The 3454-nt window shown below is 56.7% G+C and carries 2 rRNA genes; both read right to left on the bottom strand.

Annotated features, from left to right (window positions below):
* Positions 1-1595: ribosomal RNA gene (locus AC3X7R_RS18760) — 23S ribosomal RNA — on the bottom strand; the annotation flags it as partial.
* Between the two features lie 528 nt (positions 1596-2123).
* Positions 2124-3454 (bottom strand): 16S ribosomal RNA (locus AC3X7R_RS18755); the annotation flags it as partial.

Below are 3454 nucleotides of genomic sequence, written 5' to 3'. Positions count from 1 at the left end.
CGCCTCGCCCCGAAGGGTCCGGTCAACATGGTTTCGGATGGTTAGCATCACCAGGTTCGTCATGGGCGCTACTTTGCCGGTACGGGAATATCAACCCGTTGTCCATCGACTACGCCTGTCGGCCTCGCCTTAGGTCCCGACTTACCCAGGGCAGATTAGCTTGACCCTGGAACCCTTGATCATTCGGCGGAAGAGTTTCTCGCTCTTCATTCGCTACTCATGCCTGCATTCTCACTCGTGTGGGCTCCACAACTAGATCACTCTGCTGCTTCACTGCCCACACGACGCTCCCCTACCCATCCACGCACCTGAACCACGAAGGCTTAGTTATACGCATGAATGCCATAGCTTCGGCGGATGACTTGAGCCCCGCTACATTGTCGGCGCGGAATCACTTGACCAGTGAGCTATTACGCACTCTTTCAAGGGTGGCTGCTTCCAAGCCAACCTCCTGGTTGTCAATGCGACTCCACATCCTTTTCCACTTAGTCACCGCTTAGGGGCCTTAGCTGATGGTCTGGGCTGTTTCCCTCTCGACTACGGAGCTTATCCCCCGCAGTCTCACTGCTGCGCTCTCACTTACCGGCATTCGGAGTTTGGTTAACGTCAGTAACCTTGTAGGGCCCATTAGCTATCCAGTGCTCTACCTCCGGCAAGAAACACGCAACGCTGCACCTAAATGCATTTCGGGGAGAACCAGCTATCACGGAGTTTGATTGGCCTTTCACCCCTATCCACAGGTCATCCCCTCAGTTTTCAACCTAAGTGGGTTCGGTCCTCCACGCGGTCTTACCCGCGCTTCAACCTGCCCATGGATAGATCACTCCGCTTCGGGTCTTGATCGTGCTACTCAACCGCCCTATTCGGACTCGCTTTCGCTACGGCTTCCCCACACGGGTTAACCTCGCAACACAACGCAAACTCGCAGGCTCATTCTTCAAAAGGCACGCCGTCACAAGGCACAAGTCCTCGCTCCGACGGATTGTAGGCACACGGTTTCAGGTACTATTTCACTCCCCGCCAGGGGTACTTTTCACCTTTCCCTCACGGTACTTGTCCGCTATCGGTCACCAAGGAGTATTTAGGCTTAACGGGTGGTCCCGCCAGATTCACACGGAATTTCAGGGGTTCCGTGTTACTTGGGGTGACGTTCCAGAGTTCGCAGCTTACGCCTACGGGGCTATCACCCTCTACGGCCCGGCTTTCCAACCGGCTTCAGCTTCCCTACGAATTTCTTACTCTGTACCAAGCCGGCAGACTCAGTCGAACGGCCCCACAACCCCCACCTCGCAACCCCTGCCGGGTATCACACGAGATAGGTTTGGCCTCTTCCGATTTCGCTCGCCACTACTCTCGGAATCACTTTTGTTTTCTCTTCCTGTGGGTACTGAGATGTTTCACTTCCCCACGTTCCCTCCACTCACCCTATGTGTTCAGGTGAGGGTAACTGGACATGACTCCAGCTGGGTTTCCCCATTCGGACACCCCCGGATCACAGCTCGGTTGCCAACTCCCCGGGGCTTATCGCAGGCTCCTACGTCCTTCATCGGCTCTTGGTGCCAAGGCATCCACCATGTGCCCTTCATAGCTTGTCTCAACAACGTCAAAACAACTCAACTACAAAGACCACGACCACACACACCCAATCAAAGCGCGCATGGTCATACAAAAAAATCACACTAGACACCCACACCACACACCCCCCACCCACCAACCCCCGAAGGAATCAGCCAGTGCGAGACGCACGTGCGGGCATCAGATGCTCGCGTCCACTATCCAGATCTCAAACAACAACCCCACCAACCCCCCAGCAACCACTTCCGTGACCACCAGGACAAAGGGAGGAACAGAGCAACCAACCACTAGACCACCCACAACCGAAGCTGCAGACGATCCGCGACTGATCCCTCAGGACCCAACAGTGTGCCTCGACCGATCCACCCCACACCCACACCCCAGGTTCCACGCCCACCCATGCACCCGGCACAAGGCCAAGAGACACAAACAGACAGTACTGAGGAGCGAAGGTACAAGCCTTCACAGCCATTCATCGACGATTCCACTAGTGAACACCACCATGCGCACCCACTCGAACGGCGGGTGTCGGGGCGTGTGCTCCTTAGAAAGGAGGTGATCCAGCCGCACCTTCCGGTACGGCTACCTTGTTACGACTTCGTCCCAATCGCCAGCCCCACCTTCGACGGCTCCCTCCACAAGGGTTGGGCCACCGGCTTCGGGTGTTGCCGACTTTCGTGACGTGACGGGCGGTGTGTACAAGGCCCGGGAACGTATTCACCGCAGCGTTGCTGATCTGCGATTACTAGCGACTCCGACTTCATGGGGTCGAGTTGCAGACCCCAATCCGAACTGAGACCGGCTTTTTGGGATTCGCTCCCCCTCACGGGATCGCAGCCCTTTGTACCGGCCATTGTAGCATGCGTGAAGCCCTGGACATAAGGGGCATGATGACTTGACGTCATCCCCACCTTCCTCCGAGTTGACCCCGGCAGTCTCCTATGAGTCCCCACCATTACGTGCTGGCAACATAGAACGAGGGTTGCGCTCGTTGCGGGACTTAACCCAACATCTCACGACACGAGCTGACGACAGCCATGCACCACCTGTATACCGACTAAAAGGGGCTCTATCTCTAGAGCTTTCCGGCATATGTCAAACCCAGGTAAGGTTCTTCGCGTTGCATCGAATTAATCCGCATGCTCCGCCGCTTGTGCGGGCCCCCGTCAATTCCTTTGAGTTTTAGCCTTGCGGCCGTACTCCCCAGGCGGGGCGCTTAATGCGTTAGCTGCGGCACGGAACCCATGGAATAGGCCCCACACCTAGCGCCCAACGTTTACGGTGTGGACTACCAGGGTATCTAATCCTGTTCGCTCCCCACACTTTCGCTCCTCAGCGTCAGGTAATGCCCAGAGAACCGCCTTCGCCACCGGTGTTCCTCCTGATATCTGCGCATTTCACCGCTACACCAGGAATTCCGTTCTCCCCTGCATACCTCTAGTCTGCCCGTATCGGAAGCAAGCTCAGAGTTAAGCCCTGAGTTTTCACTCCCGACGTGACAAACCGCCTACGAGCCCTTTACGCCCAATAATTCCGGACAACGCTCGCACCCTACGTATTACCGCGGCTGCTGGCACGTAGTTGGCCGGTGCTTCTTCTGTACCTACCGTCACTCTCGCTTCGTCGGTACTGAAAGAGGTTTACAACCCGAAGGCAGTCATCCCTCACGCGGCGTTGCTGGATCAGGCTTTCGCCCATTGTCCAATATTCCCCACTGCTGCCTCCCGTAGGAGTCTGGGCCGTGTCTCAGTCCCAGTGTGGCCGGTCACCCTCTCAGGCCGGCTACCCGTCGAAGCCTTGGTGAGCCATTACCTCACCAACAAGCTGATAGGCCGCGAGCACATCCTTCACCGCCAGAACTTTCCACCACACACCATGC

The organism is Nocardioides sp. Z22_16 (genome assembly GCF_058134365.1).
This window is presented reverse-complemented; position numbering and strand designations above follow the sequence as displayed.